The sequence below is a fragment of the Pantoea cypripedii genome (assembly GCF_002095535.1).
Lineage (GTDB): Bacteria > Pseudomonadota > Gammaproteobacteria > Enterobacterales > Enterobacteriaceae > Pantoea > Pantoea cypripedii.
The window spans coordinates 313369-335134 of the sequence record NZ_MLJI01000002.1 but is presented as its reverse complement, the minus strand read 5'-3'; the positions used below and the strand labels follow the sequence as shown (position 1 = coordinate 335134).

General features: G+C 50.0%; 21 protein-coding genes. 12 read left to right on the top strand and 9 right to left on the bottom strand.

What is annotated here, in order from left to right:
* Window positions 1–2 precede the first annotated feature (2 nt).
* From HA50_RS22755 to HA50_RS22740, 4 genes are all read right to left on the bottom strand, one after another.
* Window positions 3–869, bottom strand: coding sequence for an ABC transporter permease (locus tag HA50_RS22755; RefSeq protein ID WP_084879113.1), 867 nt, complete (start codon window positions 867–869; stop codon window positions 3–5).
* On the bottom strand, window positions 841–1695 hold the full coding sequence (locus tag HA50_RS22750) for an ABC transporter ATP-binding protein (RefSeq protein WP_084879112.1): 855 nt from the start codon (window positions 1693–1695) through the stop codon (window positions 841–843). Before HA50_RS22750 ends, HA50_RS22755 begins: the two co-directional genes overlap by 29 nt.
* A 1-nt stretch (window position 1696) precedes the next feature.
* Window positions 1697–2728 (bottom strand): ABC transporter substrate-binding protein, encoded by a 1032-nt coding sequence (locus HA50_RS22745; protein ID WP_084879111.1) that lies wholly within the window; start codon window positions 2726–2728, stop codon window positions 1697–1699.
* 395 nt (window positions 2729–3123) lie between these two features.
* Window positions 3124–4017, bottom strand: a complete 894-nt coding sequence (locus tag HA50_RS22740; RefSeq protein ID WP_084879110.1) for a LysR family transcriptional regulator — start codon at window positions 4015–4017, stop codon at window positions 3124–3126.
* A 116-nt stretch (window positions 4018–4133) separates the two neighbouring features.
* Here HA50_RS22740 and HA50_RS22735 point away from each other — a divergent pair, with 116 nt between their 5' ends.
* From HA50_RS22735 to HA50_RS22725, 3 genes are read left to right on the top strand one after another with little or no spacing between them, the layout of a single operon-like run.
* Window positions 4134–5327, top strand: coding sequence for a serine hydrolase domain-containing protein (locus HA50_RS22735; protein WP_084879109.1), 1194 nt, complete (start codon window positions 4134–4136; stop codon window positions 5325–5327).
* A 17-nt stretch (window positions 5328–5344) separates the two neighbouring features.
* Window positions 5345–6397 (top strand): zinc-binding alcohol dehydrogenase family protein, encoded by a 1053-nt coding sequence (locus HA50_RS22730; RefSeq protein ID WP_084880150.1) that lies wholly within the window; start codon window positions 5345–5347, stop codon window positions 6395–6397.
* Window positions 6394–7584: an MFS transporter gene (locus HA50_RS22725; protein WP_084879108.1), complete on the top strand. Its 1191-nt coding sequence runs from the start codon at window positions 6394–6396 to the stop codon at window positions 7582–7584. The genes HA50_RS22730 and HA50_RS22725 overlap by 4 nt, the downstream gene beginning before the upstream one ends.
* Window positions 7585–7639: 55 nt before the next feature.
* On the opposite strand, the gene HA50_RS22720 is transcribed toward HA50_RS22725, so the two are convergent.
* From HA50_RS22720 to HA50_RS22705, 4 genes are all read right to left on the bottom strand, one after another.
* Entirely contained in the window at window positions 7640–8509 is an 870-nt protein-coding gene (locus tag HA50_RS22720; protein ID WP_084879107.1) for an aldo/keto reductase, read from the bottom strand.
* A 112-nt stretch (window positions 8510–8621) separates the two neighbouring features.
* Window positions 8622–8984 carry a hypothetical protein gene (locus tag HA50_RS22715; RefSeq protein ID WP_244193642.1) on the bottom strand — a complete coding sequence of 121 codons (363 nt, stop codon included), beginning with the start codon at window positions 8982–8984 and terminating at the stop codon, window positions 8622–8624.
* Window positions 8984–10648: a methyl-accepting chemotaxis protein gene (locus HA50_RS22710; RefSeq protein ID WP_084879106.1), complete on the bottom strand. Its 1665-nt coding sequence runs from the start codon at window positions 10646–10648 to the stop codon at window positions 8984–8986. Before HA50_RS22710 ends, HA50_RS22715 begins: the two co-directional genes overlap by 1 nt.
* A 158-nt stretch (window positions 10649–10806) precedes the next feature.
* A complete protein-coding gene (locus HA50_RS22705; RefSeq protein WP_084879105.1) occupies window positions 10807–11811 on the bottom strand; it encodes a GlxA family transcriptional regulator in 1005 nt (334 codons plus the stop codon).
* Between the two features lie 638 nt (window positions 11812–12449).
* On the opposite strand from HA50_RS22705, the gene HA50_RS22700 reads away from it, so the two are divergent.
* The 4 genes from HA50_RS22700 to HA50_RS22690 all read left to right on the top strand — a co-directional run bounded on the left by HA50_RS22700 (window position 12450) and on the right by HA50_RS22690 (window position 15086).
* Complete coding sequence (locus tag HA50_RS22700; RefSeq protein ID WP_084879104.1) at window positions 12450–13034, top strand: UbiX family flavin prenyltransferase; 585 nt, start codon at window positions 12450–12452, stop codon at window positions 13032–13034.
* 11 nt (window positions 13035–13045) lie between these two features.
* Window positions 13046–13588, top strand: a complete 543-nt coding sequence (locus tag HA50_RS32030; RefSeq protein ID WP_276329378.1) for a UbiD family decarboxylase — start codon at window positions 13046–13048, stop codon at window positions 13586–13588.
* On the top strand, window positions 13585–14532 hold the full coding sequence (locus HA50_RS32025; protein WP_276329377.1) for a UbiD family decarboxylase: 948 nt from the start codon (window positions 13585–13587) through the stop codon (window positions 14530–14532). The genes HA50_RS32030 and HA50_RS32025 overlap by 4 nt, the downstream gene beginning before the upstream one ends.
* 194 nt (window positions 14533–14726) lie before the next feature.
* A complete protein-coding gene (locus HA50_RS22690) occupies window positions 14727–15086 on the top strand; it encodes a MarR family winged helix-turn-helix transcriptional regulator (protein WP_244193641.1) in 360 nt (119 codons plus the stop codon).
* Window positions 15087–15312: 226 nt separating this feature from the next.
* On the opposite strand, the gene HA50_RS22685 is transcribed toward HA50_RS22690, so the two are convergent.
* Window positions 15313–16356 carry an NADH:flavin oxidoreductase gene (locus HA50_RS22685; RefSeq protein WP_244193640.1) on the bottom strand — a complete coding sequence of 348 codons (1044 nt, stop codon included), beginning with the start codon at window positions 16354–16356 and terminating at the stop codon, window positions 15313–15315.
* A gap of 103 nt (window positions 16357–16459) precedes the next feature.
* Between HA50_RS22685 and HA50_RS22680 the strand changes: the two genes are divergently transcribed.
* The 5 genes from HA50_RS22680 to HA50_RS22660 all read left to right on the top strand — a co-directional run bounded on the left by HA50_RS22680 (window position 16460) and on the right by HA50_RS22660 (window position 21745).
* Window positions 16460–17347 (top strand): LysR family transcriptional regulator, encoded by an 888-nt coding sequence (locus tag HA50_RS22680; RefSeq protein WP_084880144.1) that lies wholly within the window; start codon window positions 16460–16462, stop codon window positions 17345–17347.
* 273 nt (window positions 17348–17620) lie between these two features.
* Window positions 17621–18955: a glycoside hydrolase family 28 protein gene (locus HA50_RS22675; protein ID WP_084879102.1), complete on the top strand. Its 1335-nt coding sequence runs from the start codon at window positions 17621–17623 to the stop codon at window positions 18953–18955.
* Window positions 18956–19128: 173 nt separating this feature from the next.
* Window positions 19129–20043: a LysR family transcriptional regulator gene (locus tag HA50_RS22670; protein WP_084879101.1), complete on the top strand. Its 915-nt coding sequence runs from the start codon at window positions 19129–19131 to the stop codon at window positions 20041–20043.
* 98 nt (window positions 20044–20141) lie between these two features.
* Window positions 20142–20549, top strand: a complete 408-nt coding sequence (locus HA50_RS22665; protein WP_084879100.1) for a DoxX family protein — start codon at window positions 20142–20144, stop codon at window positions 20547–20549.
* A gap of 128 nt (window positions 20550–20677) precedes the next feature.
* Window positions 20678–21745, top strand: coding sequence for an FUSC family protein (locus HA50_RS22660; RefSeq protein ID WP_084879099.1), 1068 nt, complete (start codon window positions 20678–20680; stop codon window positions 21743–21745).
* Window positions 21746–21766 lie beyond the last annotated feature (21 nt).

Here is a 21766-nt window from a genome sequence, read left to right as displayed (position 1 = left end):
CGTTAGTTCTGCATACCCCAACGTTTAATCGTCAGCCTTTCAAGGGTGGCAAACACCAGCCCCTCGACCAACAGACCAATCACAGTGACCGTCACCAGACCTGCAAATACCCGGTCGGTGTACATTTCATTGCGATTCTGGAAAATGTACCAACCCAACCCCCCGCTGCCACTTGATGCGCCAAATACCAGCTCTGCCGCGATCAGTGTTCTCCAGGCAAATGCCCAACCAATTTTGAGTCCTGACAGCAGGGACGGTAACGCAGCAGGAATCAAAATCCACGCAACATAACGCCACCCCTTCAGTCCGTAGTTACGGCCTGCCATTTTCAGCGTTTCAGAAACGCCCATAAAACCGGACCAGGTGTTGAGCGCCATCGGCCAGATCACCGAATGCACAATCACGAACACCAGGCTGGCATTGCCCAGGCCGAACCAGAGCAGGGATAACGGTAATAGCGCAATCGCGGGCAGCGGGTTAAACATGGCGGTCAGTGTGCTCAGTAAATCGCGGCCAATACGCGTTGATATCGCGAGCGCGCTGAAGAGCAACGCCAGCAAGGTCCCCAGAATATAGCCTTTCAGCAGCAGGCTTACCGACAACCACGCGCGATTCGGCAATTCACCACTGGCGATATCCTCACGCAGGGCGGTAAACGTCTGCCAGAAACTGGGGAACATCAGGTCATTGTTTTGCCAGCGCGCCGCCACTTCCCAGATAATCACCAGCGCCAGCAATAACAACGATTTTCGCAGCCAGGTCTGGTTCCCAAGCCGCACGCGCAAAGGTAACGGCGTGGCCAGCGTAAAATCTTCCAGCGGTGTTAACTCACGCTGGTACTCAGGCCGGATAGGTGGCTGGTTGCTCATGACGATTCCCCCTCGGATGGCCCTGTGACGCGATGACGGGTATGGCAGGTTGCGGAAATAATAAATCATGAATTCGGGTAACATCTGCCTGAAACACCGAGCCACCAGAATCCGCCATTGAATACTGATGACAGTTCAGTTCGGCTTTTACCCTTCCCGGATGCGGTGACAGCAGCAAAACACGGCTGCCAACAATCAACGCTTCCTCGATAGAATGGGTAACAAAAAGCAGCGTAAACCGCACGTCTTCCCACAGGTTCAACAACTCTTCCTGCATTTTGCGCCGGGTCAGCGCATCCAGCGCCGCAAAGGGCTCATCCATCAGTAAAACCTGCGGGTGCAATGCCAGCGAGCGCGCAATGGCGACCCGCTGCTTCATGCCGCCGGATAGCGTATTCGGATAGGCATTGCGAAACGCCCCCAGTCCGACTTTTTGCAGAAAATACTCAGCGCGCTCTTTGGCTTCAGCCCGCCCTACCCTGCGACTGGCGATCAGCGGGAAAGCGACATTTTCCAGCACGGTTTTCCACGGCGGTAACTGATCAAATTCCTGAAAGACCATCATGCGATCAGGACCGGGCTGGGTGACTGTCTCACCGGCAAGACGGATGGAGCCGGATACCGGAGTCAGAAATCCACCAATGGCTTTCAGCAAGCTGGATTTACCGCACCCTGACGGCCCGAGTAACACGAAGCGATCAGCAGGCCAGACATCAAAACTGACATCGTGTGTGGCCTGAATCAGTCGTTCGTGGGTGCGGTATTGCAGGTTAACCCCCTCAACCTGCAACAGCGGCGGCGGTAATGTCGCAGACAACTCAGACATATCAGCTCCCCGGTAAGGTATACGCTTCACTGAAGAAATAATCCTTCCAGGAAGCGGCTTTGTTTTTCAGTACGCCCAACTGATAAAGCTTGTCAGCATAAACAAAGGTTCGTTCTGGCGTAATGGTGAAGTTATTCTCCGGGTCCTCAATCATTTTCTGGATAAAGGCCACCGGTAACTTTGAGTTTTCAGCGCGAATATAGGTTTGTGCCGCCGCTGTTTTATCCGCTTTAATTATCTTCTCGGCTTCAGCTAACGCCTCAAAAAATGCGCGGTACGTCTTTGGATTTTCATCATGAAATTTCGAGGTGGTATAAAGCAGATTAAACGTTCCCGGACCACCTAATACGTCGTAGGAACTTAATATTTTATGAATATTGGGGTGTTCCAGCGCCTGATACTGGAAAGGAGGACTGGAGAAATGTGCCGTGATTTCCGAACCCCCGGCGATCAAGGCCGCGCTGGCATCAGGATGCGGCAGGCTTACCGTAATATTATCAAACCGCTTGTAGTCCGCGTTGCCGTACAGACGTGCCGTTTCTATTTGCAATGTACGGGACTGGAATCCGACGCCAGCAGCTGGTACGGCGATGCGGTCTTTGCTGCTCAGATCCTTCACGCTTTTCACTGCCGGATTGTTACTCAGCAGGTAATTGGGCATTGAACCGAGTGCTGCAATCGCCTTAACGTTTTGCTTCCCTTTAGTACGATCCCAGAGCGTCAGCGCCGGTGGCACCCCGGCGGCAACCACATCCAGTGAGCCTGAAAGCAGGCCCTCATTTAACCCGGTAGCACCTGAAAGTGTCCGCCAGTCAACTTTAATATCTAGCCCGTCTTCCTTGCCGTGCTTCTCGATAAGTTTCTGGTCCCGCACCACATCAAGGATCAGATAGCCGATACCGTACTGCTGGGCGATACTGATTTGTCCCTCAGCATGGGCCGCGCCAGACCCGAACAGGCTGCCGACCAGCAACAAAGGGATCCCAACACGCGGCAAGAAAGAGGCAAACCGGTTACCTGGCAATACATTCATTTTAATTCCCTTAAGTAATAAACCAAATCATTAAGCGCATCGATGTAATGAGGGCTATGCAATAAAATGAGTTTCGTTTTTTGATAAAGAGAATTAATTCTGAAGCCATCACGCCGCATTAATAAATCATTTTTTGGAATATATTATTCCTGCAACAGCGCGATGCTATTCGTTAAACACCAAAACAACCATCACGTTTCCTGCGGATACACATAACCAATATGCCTGAATCACTTTACGGATTCTAAATATAGAAATTCATTTTATATCGTTATGCAAATAAATCACTAGCGTTATCGTGCGCGGACAACATCTATCCGAGGGCAAATTACAGCAGCACGCCGGTGACCAGATATAGCAAGTACCAATGCGTCACTGCTAACCCTTGCTCTCAGTCAGTGATCCCCGGGAAACACCCGCGAGCCGAGGAAATCAACGAAGGCCCTGACCTTGGGTGAAGGATGCTTGCTGGCTGGCCACAACACATGAAACACACCTCTACGTTCTGCGTAATCGGTCAGCACGGCACGCAAACGTCCATCCGCCAGAGGCTCCCTGATGGCGAACACCGGTAGATAGGCAATACCCAGGCCCTGCAACGCGAAACATACGCGAGTCTCTATATTGTTGCAGATCATCGAGGTCGGCAGCGTCAACCTGGGCTCATCGGCAGTGCAGCGCAACACCCAAGGTTCCAGTTTGCCACTGTTGGGGAAACGATAATGCAAACAACTGTGTTCAAGAAGGTCGACAGGTTTGTCGGGCACACCTCGTCGCGCCAGATAGTCGGGCGACGCCACCAGTAGCGAACGGAAGGTGCCGAGTCGACGGGCGGACAGCCGCGAGTCGGTGGGATCACCGGTCCTGACGACGGCATCGAACCCCTCCTCGATCACATCGACCAGTCGATCGGTGAAATCCAAATCCAGCTCGATTTTCGGGTATTCGCGCATGAAGTCGCCGAGTACGGGCAGCATCAGGGGGCTGACCAGCGGCAAGCTGACTCGCAGGCGACCCCGCGGCTCCGTTGTTGCCTGCGACAGTTCCAGTTCTGCTGCTTCGATTTCAGCCAGAATACGTCTGCTGCGCTCCAGGAACAGTGTGCCTTCGGCTGTCAGTGTGACGCTGCGCGTGCTGCGATGGAACAGACGCACCCCCAGCTTTTCTTCCAGACGCACCACACTCTTACCAATAGCTGAAGCCGATACACCCAGCAGACGACCAGCTGCAACGAAGCTGCGTGTTTCTGCGACCTGCACAAACACAACGAAGCCATTGAGGCTATCCATAGGGCACCTTAATTACGGACATAATGTTCCGATCAAAACGAAACTGTACCCTACTTTTTCTCTAATCACAGGTAATTTACCCTGCCGTACCGGTTAATTAATGAAAGGAATTACCTGTGACGATTTCACCTGTTTCGCTGAGTCTCGGCGCTGCACCAGGCAAACTGTCTTCAAATATCCAGACCGTTGTGCAACTGGCGCTGGAGCAACAAAGGCTGGTCGGTGCGGTGATCCTGGTGGCCCGCGATGGCGAACTACTTTATCAACAGGCCGCAGGCTGGGCCGACCGTGAAAGCTGTCGGGCGATGACCGTAGATACGATTTTCCGTCTGGCATCGGTAAGTAAGCCCATCACGTCCACCGCGGCTCTGGTCCTGGTTGCTCAGGGGCACCTCGACCTCGACGACAGCATCGACCGTTGGTTGCCTGAATTTCGCCCTGGCCTGCCGGATGGTCGTCCCGCGCAAATTACGGTACGGCAACTGCTCAGCCATACGGCAGGACTGGGTTATCGCTTCTTCGAGCCTGATATGGAGGGGCCTTATGTACGAGCGGGCGTGTCCGATGGTATGGATGCCACCGGTATCAGCCTGGAAGAAAACTTACGTCGTATCGGCAGCGTCCCTTTGCTATATCAGCCCGGCACAGCCTGGGGTTACTCACTGGCCACTGACGTATTAGGCGCGTTGATCGAACGGGTGCAGGGCGTGCCGCTGAATGTCGCTGTCAGCGAGTTGGTCACTTTCCCACTGGGTTTGAAGGATACCGACTTTTTCGTGCACGAAGCACAACGTGTGGCGACCGCCTACACCAATGGCACGCCCCAGCCACATCGACTGAAAGAAGGCGAAGTTGTGCCTGCTTTCGAGGATACGATCGGCATTTGCTACAGCCCATCGCGCATTTTCGATCGGCAAGCGTTTCCCTCTGGAGGAGCCGGCATGGCTGCTACGGCAGGCGACTTTCTGCACCTGCTGGAAACCTTGCGCCAGGGCGGTGGCAACCTGCTACCCAGTGCATTGATCGCTGAAATGGAGCGGGACCAGACGCAAGGCTATGCATTGCCAGCCGCGCCGGGGTTCGGATTCGGTTTAGGATTCTCAGTCCTGCGCGACCGGGAATTGGCGATGTCGCCAGAATCCGATGGAACCTGGCGCTGGGGCGGTGCCTACGGCCATTCATGGTTTGTGGATCGGGCACAAGGACTCAGTGTGGTTGCCTTCACCAACACCTTGTATGAAGGTATGTCCGGGCGCTTCGTCACCGATCTGCGCGATGCGGTTTATAGCGCACTAGAGGTAAGGTTATGACGGATACCTCTGCACGTATGTCTGCGATTACGTTTCGTTGTGGCTCAACACTCACTGATCCCGATTGCCTGATTGATATCGATGTTGCACGCCCGGAGCCGGGAGAACACGATCTGTGCGTGGCAGTTCGCGCGGTGTCGGTCAATCCGGTGGACACCAAAATCAGGGGTGGTCTGGTCACAGCACCTGACTCGGTACGTTCACTGGGCTGGGATGCCGCCGGGATTGTTGAGGCAGTTGGCACCGCGGTGACGTTATTCCGTCCGGGAGATGCGGTCTACTACGCGGGCTCCTTTGACCGGAGCGGCAGCAATGCGCAGTTCCATCTGGTGGATGAACGTATCGTCGGCCATATGCCCGAAACCTTGAGTTTTGCTGAGGCGGCAGCGCTGCCATTAACCTCGCTGACCGCCTGGCAACTCCTGTTCGACCGCCTGGGTGTACCACCAAACAATTTAGCCGATGGTAGCAGTCTGTTGGTGTTGGGCGGTGCCGGAGGGGTCGGATCCATGCTGATCCAACTCGCCCGTCGGCTGACTGGCCTGACGGTAGTCGCTACCGCATCGCGTGAGGAAAGCCGCGACTGGTGTCTGAGCCTCGGTGCACACCACGTTATTGACCACCACAAGCCGTTGCCAGCCCAGGTCGCCGCGCTGTCTGTCCCCCCAGTCACCCACATCGGCGCGTTATCGCAAACCGCCGATCACCTGCATGGACTGGCGGAGCTGATCGCGCCGCAAGGTCGCTTAGCCATTATCGATGATCACGATTCGCTGGATGCTGTGCCATTCAAGGCTAAAAGTGTGTCGTTGCATTGGGAGATGGTGTTCACACGGCCACTCTACCGTACGTCGGACATGATCGCGCAACATCACATTCTCAACGAAGTGGCGAGATTGGTGGATGCCGGTGTACTTCGATCGACCCTCAGCCATGTATTGCATCCAATCGCGGCGACACCATTGCTTGAGGCTCATCGGTTGGTTGAAAATGGCGGCATAACCGGCAAGGTGGTGGTTGCGCGATCCGGTGAAGACACAGAACGGCGTGTGCGGAGGATTGCACAATGAGCACCGCTGCATATAAACCCTTACCGCTGACCTCGCTGCTGGCGCTAGCGACAGCTGCTTTCATCACCATCCTGACCGAAGCCCTGCCGGCTGGTTTGCTCCTGCCAATGGCACAAAGCCTGGCGGTGTCTGAAGCATGGATTGGCCAGACCGTCACCGTCTACGCCATTGGTTCGTTGGTGGCAGCGATCCCGCTGACTACCTCAACGCAAGGTTTGCGACGCCGCCCATTATTGTTAGTGGCAATAGCGGGGTTCGTTATTGCCAATTCCGTCACGGCGTTGTCCGGCAGCTACACGCTGATGCTGGTGGCACGATTTCTGGCAGGCGTGTCGGCAGGGTTGCTTTGGGCACTGCTGGCGGGGTATGCCGCGCGCATGGTACCCGAACATCAGCAAGGCCGGGCCATTGCCATTGCGATGGTCGGTACGCCATTGGCATTAACGATCGGTGTTCCGGCGGGTACTTTACTGGGCAATGTGATGGGCTGGCGCACCTGTTTCGGCCTTATTAGTGCTTTGGCGCTACTACTTATGGCGTGGGTACGTCTTAAGTTACCTGACTTCGCCGGACAGGCAGCAGGCAAGCGACTTTCCCTTGGGTCTGTTTTCACTCTGGCAGGTGTCAGACCGGTATTGTCAGTCGTGCTGGCATTCGTGCTGGCACACAACATCCTCTATACCTACATCGCACCGTTTCTGGCTAAAGCCGGCATGGCCGAACGAACGGATTTGGTGCTATTGGTATTCGGTGTTACGTCGTTGCCCGGGATCTGGATCGTCGGCGTTTTGATTGACCGTTATCTGCGCGCCTTGACATTGGCCAGCACCATTTTGTTCGGCCTGGCCATGCTGCTACTCGGTGTCGGTGCAGGTATACCGGGTGTGGTGTACCTAACAGTGGCTGCATGGGGGCTGGCTTTCGGCGGTGCCGCAACCCTCTTCCAGACGGCGTTGGCGAAAACAGCAGGAGAAGCTGCCGATATCGCACAGTCTATACTGGTCACCGCCTGGAACATGGCAATAGCCGGTGGCGGCATCGTCGGAGGTGTACTGCTGGAAAGACTGGGGGCCAGCGCGTTTGTGCCGACCATGCTCGCATTGTTGTCAACGACACTCGTGGTCGTTTGGCTGGGCAAACGACATGGTTTTCCCGTTTCTGAAGTTACGAACAGTGATGCCCGATGATTTGTATGTACGGTCGCCCCAGGCGACCGTACATGGGAGATATCTCGACTAACGATCAGTCATGAATTTTTACGCCAAGACAACCGCGGACAAATTCAGGATTAAAGTGTTTTACTGCCTCACCTACGTAGCCTAAATCAAGTGAGCCAATTTGAGCCATTTCGTTATCCGTCAGTGAGAAATCCCAGATAGAAAAGTTCTCTTCAATACGCTCCTGACGAGTGGTTTTAGGGATGACGGTGACACCACGTTGCACGTTCCAGCGCAGGATAACCTGAGCAATGGTTTTTTTATGGGCTTCAGCAATCCTCTGGAGGATTTCATTTTCATATGGCTGATGCCGTCCTCCGCCTAATGGCGCCCAGGCTTCAGGCTGTACGTTGTAGTACTTCATGGTTTCAAGCGCTTCAGGTTGTGCAAAGTAAGGATGCAGTTCGACCTGATTCACCATTGGCTTAATTCTGACAGTTTCGCAGAAGTTTACTAAAACGTGAGCATAGAAATTGGACACACCAATCGCTTTCAGTTTACCTGCTTCATAAGCGTCTTCTAATGCACGCCACGCGCTGAAATAATCGCGCATTGCCTGATGCAGTAAATAGAGATCAAAGTATTCTAAACCCGATTTTTTTAACGATGCTTCAATGCCTGCTTTCGCCGTATCGTAGCTGGCCATATCTTGTACCCACAATTTAGAAGTAATAAATAACTCCTCACGGGTACACAAACCTTCAGCGATAGCTTCACGAACGGCATCACCAACGGCGTCTTCATTGCCGTATACGGCTGCAGTATCGATAAGACGATAGCCTGCGCGGATAGCACTTAACACGGACTGCTTACATTCTTCTTTATCGGTTACTTTAAAAACACCAAAACCCGCCATTGGCATCTTAAGGTTATTGCTTAATACTGAATATTCCACTGTAGAGTTCCTCCACGAAATTAATGGCATCATTCTAAAATAAATACACCTGCAGGGTTAATACGTGAAATCTGATTGCACTTATGCAGAAAATTCATCAATTCGACCCTCGCTACAATGAAGAAGGCCCCAATACAGAGCGCTTCATTGTCCCGGTGAGGTTATCCAGCAAGTTTCTCAGTATCTGCACAGCCAGCATGACGCTCTGCAGATTGTAATAAAGCGCAGCGTCATTCTGGATCAAATACGCTTCAAACTCTTTATTTCGCAGTAAGACGAACGTCTGATTAATCTGCTCGCGCAGATGGTTGCAGTTGTTCATGTACACGTCCAGAGACTGGTATATGCCATCAGTCAGTTGCTGTAGTAGCGTATTTACCTGCTCAAATTTGATCAATAGTTCCTGATGGTGCTGCCCATAAAGAAGGAATCCATTGATGTCCATTTTTTGTCCTTTTATCAGCTCATCACCCATCAGAAACTCTGCCAATCTGATTCATTCCCTTTGCTGATTGAGAGAGTTTGCCTGACCAAAGGCTTTGTGGACGCGACTGGTGGTTTGGCGACTTCACTTTGCTGAAAAACTGGCACGTCAGTGTTTGTCAGGGTGAACTGATTAACCAGCCCGAGCAGCGTCTTTGCCTGCTCCTGGAGAGAGACTGAAGCGGCAGAGGCTTCCTCAACCAGCGCCGCATTCTGCTGTGTGACATCATCCATTTGGCTGATTGCGAGATGTACCTGGGTAATGCCTGTGTTCTGCTCTTCCGCGGCGGCAGCGATTTCACTCACCAAATCGTTTACCTGCCGGAAAGCCCCCTTAAGATTGGTCATATTGCTTTCAACTGCTTCCGCCTGAATCGCACCCGATTCAACCAGGCTATAGGAGGTATCGATTAGCTGCTTTATTTCGCGGGCTGCCTGTGTTGAACGCTGTGAAAGATTGCGGACCTCCCCTGCAACCACTGCAAACCCTTTACCGTGTTCACCCGCCCGTGCGGCTTCTACCGCGGCGTTTAGGGCAAGAATATTGGTCTGAAATGCGATGCCTTCGATCAATGACACAATCTCAGTAATTTTTTTCGAGCTGTTCCTGATCTCGCCCATGGTATCCAGCATGTTTGACAGGGATGCGGCACTGGCATCGGAAAGTTCGGATGCGTTACCTGCCAGAAGGCTCGCCTGACGGGTATTGTCCGCAGTCTGCCTTACGGTTTCGCTCAACTCTGCCATGCTGGCTGCTGTCTGTTCCAGCGAGGCAGCCTGCTGTTCCGTTCGGGAGGAAAGATCCTCATTACCTGCGGCAATTTGTGCCGACGCTGAACTCACTAAATGGGAGGCCGTACTGACAGAATTAAGCGCCAGACCCACGCGTTTAAGCAGCTGATTAAATGAACCTGCCATTACACCAATTTCATCTTTGCTGCTTTCATCGGCAGTGGTGCTCAAATCCAGATTATCGCCGGTATGATTCATGACATCGCCGATTCGTTTCAGGCTCCTGCGTATCCTTAAAAGAGTCAGAGTTGCCAGCGTGCCGAGAATCAAAATAGTTAATGCTATCCCTACGCTCATGGACCATACAGTTCGCTGGTAGATATTGTGGTTGACGACTCGCAGGCCATCTCCCAGCGCTATATTCAGCTCCAGCTGCTTGCGATAATTTTCCTGAAGCATTTTGATAGAACCGCCAATCCCATTCTCGCTTTCAAGCAGGCCTAAAGTTATATCGTCCTGATGCGAGCGTGATGCCCGGAGAAATTCGGGCAGGCGCGTCTCTACCTGATGCAGGATCACAAAACCGTCCTCGGTCATTTTCTTGTCTTCATCACTTGATACGTCGTTTTCCAGGTAATAATTAGCGAGCTTATTAATATCGGAGAGTCGCTGTGTAATATTACTTTCAATCGGGGGCATGCGTGTGTTATCGGTCTGACTCTGGTGTTTATACAATGTCAGCGAGAGTTTATTAGTGCGGTCAAGAAGCTCGCTAAGGTCCTTTATGGAGGGTATCGCGTTTACCTGTACGTACTCAAAACGATCCTGAAACCCGGTCATGATACGGATAGCCAGGACGCCGGTTATGATTAATGATGCAGACAGTAAAATAAAAGTCAGAGCAAGACGCTGGGATATATTCATCATTCTTACCTTTTGGAGGTTAATAAATTTAACTGCCGATCCATCGGCAAAAGATTTGAAAAAATTACTTCAAATTAAATGGTTAAATTGCGCCTTTTTGATCAATTTCCTTGATTTACCGGAGACAGATATCGCGCAACTCAGGTAATCTAACGACCTTATTTCTGAAGAGCAGAAGTGCGCGCAGCCATCCATTGTCGATATTGCGCGGGTGACATCTCCATGACCTGGTTAAATGCTTTACGAAACGCGGTATCCTCAGAATACCCGCAGTTTCTGGCTATCTGTTGAATGCTGACGCCGGTACTGATTAGCATGTTGCAGGCTGATTCAATTCTGACTCTGGTGATGAATTCTTTCGGGGTTTCCTGCGACAACGCCTTAAGCTTTCTCTGTAAGGTCCGTTCGGTGGTGTTAAGTGCGGCGGCCAGTTCTGCTGCCTTGATGGATGGGTTCTGAAACCGAATAATCTCCTGAGCACGAAGCAAAAAAGCAGAGCCAGAGTTGATGGAACCTGGTGATGTGCTGAGATACTGACGCAAATGGTGGTTATCCGCGAGGGACATTTCTGATGCGAGAGTTGCCACCTCGGTCCCTGCTCCCTTTTCAATGACACTCAGAGCAAGTGATATCCAGGAGAAACATCCGCCAGTGGTAAGAATGCCTCTGTCTTCCTCAAGCGTTTTTCCTCGTACTGGTATCGCTTCGGGATAGCGCTCTTTCAGCATATGGCTGACCCACCACGTAGTGGTATACGACCTTCCATTGAGTAATCCCGCCTCTCCTAAAATAATCGCGCCAGTCCCCGTAGCGGCAATTACCGCGCCATTTTCATGCAATTTTTTAAACCAGTCGGCCGCCAGTCTGATGTTATCTATATTTAGCGGTTGCAGGTCTGGACCAAGTAACATACCTGGGGCAATGACCACATCGGGTTGACCTGCAGCCTGGAATGAACTGTCAATGTGAATGAGTCTGCCTTCAGTATCCCAGACGGGAGCACCATCCGAACTCACAATCAGGGTCTCGAAGGGCTTATTGGGAAATCTGATTGCATGAGCCGGAGAAGCAGCCAGGGCCTTGTTAGCAATCCAGAATAAATCGGCCATGCCTGCAATAGCCGAAAGTACACTGCCCTCCAGGGCGAGTATGGCAATACGCATTGGTATCTTCCTTTTTAAATTGTCGTAATTTGCGTGAAAAATGTCACTTTTTATCAACTGCTTTTCTTTATGTTTATCCTGCACGTCTTCAGATACAGGAATGTTTTCCGTCCCGCCTTTTTCATCTGACTATCTTCACTTCATCCCGGCAGGTTCAGCCGCAATTATATAGCTCTCCAGCTTAAGCTGGCTTGAGCAAATTATGTCCAATGTGCATGACTTTGATGGTTTATCTATTGGGAAAACGTCAGATACTGTATCAATAAATGACATCAATAGTATTCAGTCTTTCTTTAGTGAATCCAATGCAAAAAGAAAATAATCGTGTTCTATCATCGTAAAACTGACGATGAAATTCAGACGCAACGCATATTAAGTTTGAACGTAAATCCAGAGAGGGTAAATTTTGAGCATGAATTTTTAGAGTTAATTTTATAATGCTGCCAATATTACAATCTGATTCAAACGAACGGCAGTAACCGTCAAAATAATGACTACCACCTGGATGACCAGCAGGAAGATAAACCCGTGCTGATCATAAAAATCGGCGACATCGGGACTCAGCATTTTTGATGCATTGACAAAATCCGGCCATAAAAATAATATGCATGCGCACGCACATTGTTTAAGGTTCAGCTATGTCTAAGCTCGTTGTCTGTATCACTGGCGCTACAGGCGCTATCTATGGGATCCGACTGCTCGAAATGTTAGCTGAGCTCAATGTCGAGTCTCACCTGGTTCTGAGCCGCTGGGCTAAAGTTACCATCCGCGAAGAAACTGATTACACCGTTGATTATGTTAAGAAACTGGCAGCAAAAGTCTATTCAGATGCTGATCAGTCGGCACCCGTTTCCAGCGGATCATTCAAACATGATGGGGTCATCATTGCGCCGTGCAGCATGAAAACGCTCGCAGGGATTCGTGCAGGTTATGCAGATAATCTCATCGTCCGTTCTGCGGATGTCGCGCTCAAGGAGCGCCGCAAACTGATCCTGATGGTCCGCGAAACCCCGCTCAATCTTATCCATCTGGAAAATATGCTGGCAGTCGCACGCGCGGGCGGGCTGATGTTCCCGGCAACCCCTGCGTTTTACCACCGCCCTGAAAACCTGGACGACGTTATTAATCATAGCGTTGGCCGCTTGCTCGACCTCGTTGGACTTGACGCACCTCGCCTGCCGCGCTGGAACGGCCTGAACAACAATTCAGACACTAATTATTAAGGAACGTACAAATGAATCTCGTTGAAAGTGCATTAGATTTACGGGTTTTCCTTGAAGAATCCCGTAAGAGAGGCGATCTGGTTGATGTAGCAGAAGAAGTTGATGCTGATCTGGAAATTGCTGCCATTTCACGCCGTGTCTATGAAAAACGCCTCCCTGCGCCACTGTTCAGCAATATTAAAGGGGCGATGCCTGGATCACGCGTGCTGGGTGCGCCGGCAGGTATGCTTGCCGATAAAGAGCGTGAGTATGCACGCCTCGCACTGCACTTCGGTTTGCCAGAAAACACCCGGCCGAAAGAACTGGTTAACCTTATCCTGGCCGCCATGCAGCGTTCACCTATTGAACCCCGTGTTGTCGAATCTGCCCCCTGCCATGAAAACAAATGGATCGGAGATGAGGTCGACCTCACGCGCCTTCCAGTACCGCTTCTGCATGAGAAAGATGGGGGGCGTTATATCGGCACCTATGGATTCCATATCGTGCAGTCGCCGGACGGTACTTGGGATAGCTGGAGCATTGGTCGTATGATGCTGGTCGATAAAACAAAATGACCGGACCCACTATTCCTACCCAGCATATCGGTATGGTTCGTGAGATGTGGACGAAACAAGGTAAGCCGACCCCATGGGCTTTTGTACTTGGTGGCCCCCCTGCTGCTGTCGCAGTAGCAGGTATGCCTCTACCTGCCTTTGTCAGCGAACCCGGTTATGTCGGGGCACTGCTGGGTAAACCGGTCGATGTGGTGAAAGCCCAGCTGAGCAATCTGATGGTACCGGCAAATGCAGAAATCATTATTGAGGGTGAAATCAGCATCGAAGAAATGGCTGATGAAGGTCCTATGGGTGAATACCACGGTTATCAACATAATAAGGGCAAACCACAACCATTATTCCATGTTAAAGCGGTAACCTTCCGTAATAAGCCCATTTTGCCCATCTGCGTTGCCGGATTGCCGCCAGAGGAAAATCATACTATCTGGGGAACCATGATTTCCGCGCAGGTACTGAGTGATCTCCAGAACGCCGGTTTGCCGGTTGACATGGCGTGGTGCTCATATGAAGCCGTAACCTGCTGGACCGTGGTTTCGGTGGATACGAAAAAACTGAGGGAAATGAATGTCACGCCGCGTGAGTTTGCGGATCGTGTAGCTGAAGTTTATTTCAGCACGCATGCAGGATATCTGGTGCCAAAACTGATTATTACTGGCAATGACATCGACATCACAAATATTGATGAAGTTGTCTGGGTGCTGGCGACCAGAGCACATCCGCAAACCGACTTTATTGCCTACCCGGATCTTCCTGGCTTCCCGATGGTTCCTTACCTCACTAAGGAAGATCTGGCAAAAGGTGCCGGTGGTAATATGGTCATCAACTGCATCCTGCCCGAACAGTTTTCCGGTGAGATACGCGCCAGCACGGCTTCGTTTGAGCACTCCTACCCTGAAAGTCTGAAAAATCATGTTCTGGCTAACTGGAAAAAATACGGCTATTAATGTTTAAAGCTGCTGCCTCTCTTGCTGCCTGAAAAGGCAGCTTTTCACTGTAATGGATCTTTCAAGACACACCCCTTAAAATCACCTTACACACCAGATAACAAACTTAATTTATGGAAAACATACCAGAAACGCCTCTTCCCTCTGGCGAACTTTATTTCATGACTAACATAGTGAGATACAGGGAACGAGCTTTGACTGAAAAGCTGGCAGGGATCGGATTAACGCTCCCGGAATGGCGCATCATGAGGATCATTCACAGCTACGCAGCTGCCATCCCAATGAGTATCGTTATTGAACATTCCCAGTCTGACCGCAGCACGCTTGGCAGAACGGTAGAAAGGCTGGTAAACCGGGGATGGGTTGAAAAACTTCCTGACCCTACTGACAAAAGGGCTTTTCTGGTTCGCAGGCTGGAAGCTGCTGAAACTGTCTACAGTAAAGCTTACGAACTCGTCGCAGGGCACGACGCCGATATGTTACGGGGATTGTCGGCAGATGAACGCACAGTACTGACTTCATTTTTGCAACGAATTGAAAGCCGTAATGAGTAATGACTTGCCCCAGCAATGCTCTGGCTGGACTATGGGATTTATCGTTCTTGCTGACCGTGTATTTATATTCGCGTGTGCTAATCAACCATAACCAAAGAGTATGCAACACTCGCATCATTAATACGTATTTCGATCCCCGGCATAATCCCGAGGATCGTATTTTTTGAAGATTTACAGGCTGAGTTCCGAATCTTTCACATTCGCGACAGGTCCAAGAATGTCCTTATCAAACTCCTGTAAAGGGCCACCATAGCGAACACGTTGCGGCCAATCTGGATTGGCCAGCGCACGTTTTTCCGAGAGCGACGAAGTCGGCCCCCTGTTCTATTGCCAGAGCTGAACGCTCTCCATCTCCCAGAGCGCCGTTAGCAATAATTTTTGTTGCTGGAGCCGCGTTACGGGCTATCTGAATAAGCGATAACGGTGAATCATCAAAGGCAGATTTTAACGCGTCATGCTCAGTGATATGAATGAAATCAACTCCAGATTTAGCCAGCAAAGCGAATACCCGCGAAGCACCTTCAACGCCCTCTTTCCACTTATGATTGAAGTCGTTAACTTTACCTTGTGAAATACGGACGCCAACTGGCACATCTGCCCCAACACTTTCCCGCACGGCAGCGATAACGGCAAGTGTGAGTGAGAGTCGTCCTGTAATATCACCCCCCCAGCGATCGGTCCGTTGGTTGCTGTAATCAGTAAAGAACTGATCAAGAAGGTAACCATTCGCCCCGTGTATTTCGATTCCATCAAAACCGGCCTCAACGACAGCATGTTCAGCCGCTTCAGCGAAATGGCGTATTATTTCGAGAATTTCATCTTCGTTGAGGGCTTTTGGAAATTTATATTTCCCTTTCCCATAATAGAATTCGAGCTGCTCACCTTCAGGCTGAATGCCTGATGGTGCTACAGTGTCATCGCGATAAATGTTGCCCTGAGAAATCGCACCAGCATGCATAAGCTGAGCGAAAATTTTTCCACCATTCAGGTGAACATCATCAGTAATTTTACGCCAGCCCTGAATCTGTTCTGTCGTTACCAGACCCGCCTGGAACGAGTAAGTCTGAGACCATGCATTATCAATATAAATACCTTCAGTGATAATCGTTCCGAACTCACCCAGAGCAAAGCGAGTGTAATACTGCGCCATACGATCACCAGGAACACCGGATTCACTGGCTGAGATCCGTGTCATTGGTGCAACCATGAGGCGATTTTTCACCTCTACTTTCCCAAACGTTCCGCTTTTAAACAAAGTACTGTCTGACATTAATGACTCCGATGGTTGATTATCTACCTGGAGCATTGTAATTATTATGGATAAGGGCAAAAACAGTCATCAAAGATACGTTGGTATAACGGAAAGAGTTATAATGAATCTGAACGACATCGAATCCTTCCTGATGGTTTCACAAACACGTAGCCTGACGAAAGCTGCTGAACGGCTCGGAGTGACGGCGATGACTGTTTCACGACGTCTGGCCTCCCTCGAAGATGAATTAGGCAAGCGGCTGTTGCATCGCACGACACGCGCTGTTGCTCTGACTGATGAAGGTGAAGAGTTTCTTCCTTACGCAAAATCATTGGCAGAGGCGGAGAGAAATGCCAGAAATCTGTTTTCACCAGACCGGCCTGGCGTTTCAGGTCAGCTTCGGGTAACAGCGCCGACTGGGTTTGGACGCCGTAATATTATTCCCCTTATTCCTGCTCTGATGGCTGACAATCCGGACCTCAAAATTGAATTACAACTTAGCGATAGTATAACTGACCTGGTTGGGTTGGGATTTGACATTGCTATTCGCATCGCCCCTCTCAGGGACTCACGACTGGTCGCTCATCGTTTGTCTGATAACCCAAGAGTGCTATGTGCTTCTCCCGGTTATCTTCTCCAGTCTGGCAACCCCATTCGGCTATCAGATCTGCACCAACATAACTGCCTTCGCCTGTCGGGTGTACTTCAGTGGAGCTTCATCGTTGACGGGCATACCTCAAGTATCACTGTCGATGGCCGTTTCAGTGCCAGTAATGTTGAAAGTGTTCGGGCTCTTTGTATTGAGGGTTGCGGAATTGCGCAGCTGTCACTTTGGGATGTCAAAGAAGAATTGCTGGCAGGCAAACTTGTTGCGATTGAATTAGAGGATGCGAAGCCACAAATGCTCGCAGTCTGGGCCTTGTTCCCTACCACCCGGCACTTACCCGCCAGGGTTACAGTATTTCTGGATAGGCTTAAAAAAAGCATGAAGCTATCACACGATATTTGAACACATATCATTCAGACATGATGAATTTTTATTTCACCCATAGCGGACAGGAGATTAGAGAATGAATGTTTATGGGGAGGATAAGCCTGTCACTTATAAAAATTATGACGAAAAGTAAGTAACCTGTAACGTTGCAAACTATTGCTCACAATTAATCGTATTTCTGCTTTAAAGAGTCACACTCTTACAATTTACCTCTGTTATAAATGATGACGATAGCATGAGCACCCCCTGCCCAGGCACAAATAATTAAAAAGTTAATATGGAGTTAAAATGAGACGTATCTCCCCCATTTTATTAAGCTGTATTATATCTTCTCCTGTTTTTGCCGCACCGACGCTTTACACGTGTTCACCAGAGGATTTTGGTGGAGTGGCTGATGGGCACACAGTTGAAACATCAGCAATCCAGAAAGCCATTGACTCCTGCTCTCAGCATGGCGGGGGCACAGTTAAATTGGAGCCTGGCGTTTGGCTATCCGGTCCGCTTACTCTCAAAAGCAATGTTTCATTTATCATCCCGAAAAATACAACTTTACAGGCAGTTGATGACAAAAACGCCTTCGTTCCTGCATTCATAGGTCAGCAGGCACAAAAGCGGGAAGCCTTTATAATGGCGGATAATATTTACAATAGCTCCATTTCAGGTGGCGGTTCAATAAATGGAAATGGCGATAAAACATGGTGGCCGGATGCATTAGCCCTGAGAAAGGAAGTACGTTCAGGACACCCTGAAGCCTTCACTGATCGCTATAAAGGTATACCGCTGGCCAATGGTATGCCACGCCCCTGGCTGGTTGAGATTAACAATTCATCATTCATAAAAATTAACAACATCCACCTTGAAAACTCGCCTATGTGGAACCTGGTTTTAAGAAAAAGCCATAACATTGATGTCGATAGAATCCAAATAAATAATCCACCTGAATCGCCTAATACAGATGGCATTGACATTGTATCGTCAACGGATATTAATATTAAGCATGCAGATATAAGCACCGGAGATGATCACATTGCCATTAAATCAGGCATCAAACGTGCATCTGGAGAAACATCAGGGAACATAAACATCTCCCACTCAATCATGAGGCTAGGGCATGGTATTTCCATTGGTAGCGAGACAATTAATGGGATAGGTAATGTTTCTGTCTCTGATGTTAACTTTGTGAATTCTGAAAATGGAATCAGGGTTAAATCGGGTAGAGATAGAGGGAATCTTATCGGGCCTTTTATCATTAACAATGTTAGCATGACGAATGTTGCGACGCCTCTTCTCATAACGGACAGTTATTCTGGACAAGCAGGAGCAGCCGGAAATTCTCTTGTTTCGCCTATCGAATATAATGATCTAACTCAAACCACACCACTAATTTCGGGTGTTTCCGTGCATAACCTCAAAGCAACCAATGCACGTTACGCAATGATTTTATCAGGTCTTCCTGAGGCGCCAATTAAAAACCTCAAGATTGATAATGTATCAATAACCGCCGAACAGGGTATTCAGGCAAGATATGTAAGTGGTGACCTGAAAAATGTCAGCATTAAGACTGTTAAAGGAAGCGATGTGACAAGAGGTCCTGACGTAAATCTGAACAATACAATGCGCTGACAGATCGTTAGTATTAATTCTTTATTATGACCAGAATAAGTACAGGGAGCGTGCTTATCCTGCATCACGTTTCAAACGTGATATCACCAACGAAACGACCAGAGAAATGAATGGATGTTGAAATCTCTTCCTCTCCGTTAAAATGATCGCAGGCTTAATCGCAGGAGACAACAATGGAAAGAATGGAATGCGATCGTATGTTTATCGCAGTAATGGAAACAGGTAGTTTTACTGCTGCAGCTCAGCGTTTAGGTACCAGTCACGGTCAGGCATCAAAGCTTATATCGCGGCTGGAGAAAGAGCTGGGAACGAGTCTCTTCAGGCGTAGTACACGTTCGCTATCCTCGACTGAGGTGGGTAAAGCCTATTATGAGCGAGTCCGGCAGATCCTCACCGACTATGATGAACTCAGCGATACCATACGCCATACACATGCCTCCCCGTCAGGCATACTGAGAATATCGGCTCCGGTTTCCTTTGGATCTGTTCAGCTTGCAAAGCCTCTCGTCAATTTCGCCGAAAAATTTCCGGAAATTGAATTAGATGTCAGTTTTTCCGATCGTCCTGTTAACGTCGTTGATGAAGGTTTTGATCTTGCCATTCGCATCGGCAATCTGACTGACAGTACCCTCATCGCCCGCAAATTGTCTGACATTCGTATTGTGCTGGTCGCCTCTCCGGAATATCTGTCTCAACATGCCCCTCTGCTCCATCAGGAACAACTCTCACAGCATGAATGCATTGTGGATACCAATTTTCGCGATCCCTGGCATTGGCCTTTTCGCGATGAACATAATGAACAGCTGCTACAGGCAGTCCATGGCAGGCTGAAGTTCTCAAACGCTGAAGTGTGCCTCCAGGCGGCCTGCTCCGGGTTAGGTATCACCCGTCTCCCCTCTTTTATCGTCAGTGATGCATTGAAACAGGGGCTTCTCGTACCCGTTCTTGAGCGTTATGAAGCGCAGCCACTGGGATTATTTGCCGTTTTCCCACCCGCCAAATACCTTGCTCACAAATCACGGGTACTGATTGATTTCATGGTTAATGTGTTTGCTGGTCAGCCTGAATGGGATAAGGGTTGGCAATAATTTCCAAAATGGAAATAAACATGCCCTTTTGAGGCGGATAATACTCTCTCCGGAAAGAAGGTAGATTCTCCTTATCAACTACCTGAGAGGATATAACCATGACTGATAACCGTACCACCCCTTACGCCGCTTTTATCATGCGCATCGCGCTGGGCATCCTGTTCCTGGCCCATTTCGGTCTGAAGTTCTTTGTTTTCACACCCGCCGGGACAGCAAAATTCTTCGCATCACTCGGCCTGCCTGGTGGCCTGGCCTATGTCACGATGGCCGTAGAATTTGTGGGTGCCATTGCACTTATCCTCGGTGTTTATGCTCGCGTCGTGGCTGTACTGTTAATTCCGGTTTTACTGGGTGCCATCTATAGCGTCCACGGCCCGGCTGGTTTCTTCTTTACTAATCCGAATGGTGGCTGGGAATTCCCTGCTTTCTGGATTGTGGGTCTGATCGTTCTTGCCCTGACGGGTGACGGTAAATATGCCCTGAAGCCAACCTTCCTTAAACGTTAATGGACTCTCCAGAGTCGCCTTGAGAAATTTAAAAGACCATAACGTCAGCCAACACTATCCTGATTATTAGTGCTGCAAAATCGGGAGCGGCCACCATTGTCGAATGCCGGGTGTGAGGAGACCAATTGATGCATTTTCGAACCATGCGGAATTATTGGCAAATCCCACCTGAGCATTTGTTGTTCTCATTGCAGGTGATTGTCGCTGTACTTCTCACCGTTTTAATTTCTGATGCATCAGGAATGACTTATCCCGGCTGGGCCGCCTTGAGCAGCTTCGCCGTGATGAAAAACACCACCTTTGAAAGTTTAGTGCGTGCCATTCAGCGTGTACTGGGAACGCTGGCTGGAGGTGCCCTTGCATTAATTTTGTTGCCCCTCATTGCTCACAATCCCATTGCTTTAACGCTGTTATCTGCGCTTACAGGCGGAATGACTGTTTGGCTGGCAAATGGTTCTGCCTTTTCGTATGCATGGGTGCTGGGAGGTGTAACGGCCATAATGGTGATGGCAGAAGCGCAGCACACCTTCGACATCCACCACTTACACATCTTTATCGCAGCAAGGGTGGCAGAGGTCGCAATGGGTTGTTCAATATGCGTACTGACTCACCTGCTATTTAAACCACTACAGCGACTTACAGGTATATTTGTTCCTGCCTCTGCCGTTAAGCCTCCCGGTCACAAAGAAAAACTTAAGGCACGGGTGAGGATATTATTGGCTTTGCAGGGTGGTGTGACGGTCGCCATCGTTACCGCCCTTCTCCTCACGTTTAATCTTGCAGGTTTTTGGCAAGCGATCATCACTGTGCTGGCGTTGCTCACCCTCCCGGAAGGCGTAACAGACACAAATCAGCAGGTGGTGTCGCGTATGAAACAGCGATTGCTCGGTTGTCTCACTGCGGCGCTGGTCAGCTTAGTGGTGATGCCAGTGTTACAGGGAGGGCCGATGCCGTATCTGATGACACTTGTCGTCGGTCTTGCCGTGGGTTGCATCCTGCAGCAGGGAGCAAAGGCAAGTTACTTTGGCAGACAGTTCACCGTTGCCTGGCTGATTGTTTATATTCAGGATGAAGTCTGGCGCACAGAGCCGTCCATTGCGGCTACTCGGGTAGCCAGTATTATTATCGGTATGGTATTACTGGCTTTAACGATGTCGTTAAGTGCCCGCTTTTTGAGAACCCACCATCCTAAGTAATGTGGCCGCTAACAGCGGCCA

Bases quoted from the DNA above. Each gene is read 5' to 3' on its own strand.
- HA50_RS22755 (WP_084879113.1), bottom strand. From the start codon at position 869: ATGAGCAACCAGCCACCTATCCGGCCTGAGTACCAGCGTGAGTTAACA.
- HA50_RS22750 (WP_084879112.1), bottom strand. From the start codon at position 1,695: ATGTCTGAGTTGTCTGCGACATTACCGCCGCCGCTGTTGCAGGTTGAG.
- HA50_RS22745 (WP_084879111.1), bottom strand. From the start codon at position 2,728: ATGAATGTATTGCCAGGTAACCGGTTTGCCTCTTTCTTGCCGCGTGTT.
- HA50_RS22740 (WP_084879110.1), bottom strand. From the start codon at position 4,017: ATGGATAGCCTCAATGGCTTCGTTGTGTTTGTGCAGGTCGCAGAAACA.
- HA50_RS22730 (WP_084880150.1), top strand. From the start codon at position 5,345: ATGTCTGCGATTACGTTTCGTTGTGGCTCAACACTCACTGATCCCGAT.
- HA50_RS22725 (WP_084879108.1), top strand. From the start codon at position 6,394: ATGAGCACCGCTGCATATAAACCCTTACCGCTGACCTCGCTGCTGGCG.
- HA50_RS22715 (WP_244193642.1), bottom strand. From the start codon at position 8,984: ATGGGTGATGAGCTGATAAAAGGACAAAAAATGGACATCAATGGATTC.
- HA50_RS22710 (WP_084879106.1), bottom strand. From the start codon at position 10,648: ATGAATATATCCCAGCGTCTTGCTCTGACTTTTATTTTACTGTCTGCA.
- HA50_RS22705 (WP_084879105.1), bottom strand. From the start codon at position 11,811: ATGCGTATTGCCATACTCGCCCTGGAGGGCAGTGTACTTTCGGCTATT.
- HA50_RS22700 (WP_084879104.1), top strand. From the start codon at position 12,450: ATGTCTAAGCTCGTTGTCTGTATCACTGGCGCTACAGGCGCTATCTAT.
- HA50_RS32030 (WP_276329378.1), top strand. From the start codon at position 13,046: ATGAATCTCGTTGAAAGTGCATTAGATTTACGGGTTTTCCTTGAAGAA.
- HA50_RS32025 (WP_276329377.1), top strand. From the start codon at position 13,585: ATGACCGGACCCACTATTCCTACCCAGCATATCGGTATGGTTCGTGAG.
- HA50_RS22685 (WP_244193640.1), bottom strand. From the start codon at position 16,356: ATGTCAGACAGTACTTTGTTTAAAAGCGGAACGTTTGGGAAAGTAGAG.
- HA50_RS22680 (WP_084880144.1), top strand. From the start codon at position 16,460: ATGAATCTGAACGACATCGAATCCTTCCTGATGGTTTCACAAACACGT.
- HA50_RS22675 (WP_084879102.1), top strand. From the start codon at position 17,621: ATGAGACGTATCTCCCCCATTTTATTAAGCTGTATTATATCTTCTCCT.
- HA50_RS22670 (WP_084879101.1), top strand. From the start codon at position 19,129: ATGGAAAGAATGGAATGCGATCGTATGTTTATCGCAGTAATGGAAACA.
- HA50_RS22665 (WP_084879100.1), top strand. From the start codon at position 20,142: ATGACTGATAACCGTACCACCCCTTACGCCGCTTTTATCATGCGCATC.
- HA50_RS22660 (WP_084879099.1), top strand. From the start codon at position 20,678: ATGCATTTTCGAACCATGCGGAATTATTGGCAAATCCCACCTGAGCAT.